The sequence below is a fragment of the Clostridium sp. genome (genome assembly GCF_050717635.1).
Classification (GTDB): domain Bacteria; phylum Bacillota; class Clostridia; order Clostridiales; family Clostridiaceae; genus Clostridium_AD.
The window spans coordinates 1-1,327 of sequence record NZ_JBOITO010000033.1 but is presented as its reverse complement, the minus strand read 5'-3'; the positions used below and the strand labels follow the sequence as shown (position 1 = coordinate 1,327).

Annotated in this window: 1 protein-coding gene and 1 tRNA gene; both read left to right on the top strand. The window is 28.0% G+C overall.

Annotated elements, in window-relative coordinates; genetic code table 11:
- The first annotated feature begins 45 nt into the window (after window positions 1-45).
- Window positions 46-121 (top strand) — tRNA-Lys (locus ACREWB_RS16160).
- Window positions 122-281: 160 nt separating this feature from the next.
- Window positions 282-1,025, top strand: coding sequence for a peptidylprolyl isomerase (locus ACREWB_RS16155; RefSeq protein ID WP_431548494.1), 744 nt, complete (start codon window positions 282-284; stop codon window positions 1,023-1,025).
- Window positions 1,026-1,327: the final 302 nt, after the last annotated feature.

The window sequence follows — 1,327 nt, the reverse complement described above, 5'->3', positions numbered from 1 at the left end:
GCAAGGGTGACCTTGTGGGAGAGTAGGTTGTCGCCAGGTAAATATGGTTTACTAGCTCAGTTGGTAGAGCACATGACTTTTAATCATGGTGTCCGGGGTTCGATTCCCCGGTAAGCCACCAAAAAAAAAGCACTTCTTTATGAAGTGCTTTTTATTTATATTTATAGTCAGATAAGTAACAGTTTATTGATTTTGTATTTTAAATTTGTTTATGGTATTATGATAATGCGAACATATACTTACGAAGTATATAACTATAATAATTTTAAAGGAGAGTAATTATGGAAAATAAGGTTTTAGCTATAGTAAATGGAAGCGAAATAACTGAAAAAGATATGAAAAGAACATTACAAAGATTTCCACAAGAAACACAAGAACATTATAATACAGAAGAGGGTAAAAAACAATTTTTGGATCAGATGATAAATTTTGAATTAATATATGCGCATGCGCTTGATAGTGACATGAAGAATGATCCAGATTATATAGAACAAGTAAAATTGATAGAAAAAGATGTTTTAATACAAATAGGCGTAAAAAACATAATGTCTAGTGTAGATACAACAGAAGAAGAGATTAAAAAATACTATGAAGATAACATTGAAATGTTTAATAGTGATGAAACTGCTTCAGCTAAACATATATTAGTGGATGACTTAGAAAAAATGAAAGAAATTAAATTAGAAATAACTAATGGAATGTCTTTTGAAGAAGCTGCTAAGAAATACTCTAAATGCCCATCTTCAGCTCAAGGCGGAAGTTTAGGTAGTTTTTCTAGAGGTAAAATGGTTCCTGAATTTGAGGAGGCTGCATTCAAATTAAAAGTTGGCGAAATAAGTGAGCCTATTAAGACTCAGTTTGGGTATCATTTAATACAATTAGATGAAAAAATTCCACAAGGAACAAAATCTTTGGCAGAGTCTAAGGATATAATTATAAAAAACCTTTTAAATCAAAAACAAAATGAAAAATATGTAAGTTCTATAACAGATTTAAAGAATAAGTATACTGTAGAAATAAAATAAAAGCAGTGTGGATAGTTAACATATTATTAAATTAATTTAAACAAAAACCAATATCATTGTTAATATTGGCTTTTGTTTTTGTTATTTATAGAAAAATATCAAATAAAGATATAAAAGTATTGACAAAAAAAGATATACCTAGTAAAATAGTAGAAGTCGTCACATGATGACAAAACAAATTGGTCTTTGAAAATTAAACAGAGAAATAGGTAAAGAATAGCAAAATAATATTTTGCTAAACCAGTCAATTACTTTAGTAAAAAGAAGTAAATTTTTAGTCGTAAGACTAAATAGTATGTAAT

Excerpts from the sequence above, each read along its gene's own strand:
- ACREWB_RS16155 (WP_431548494.1), top strand. The coding sequence starts at position 282 with ATGGAAAATAAGGTTTTAGCTATAGTAAATGGAAGCGAAATAACTGAA.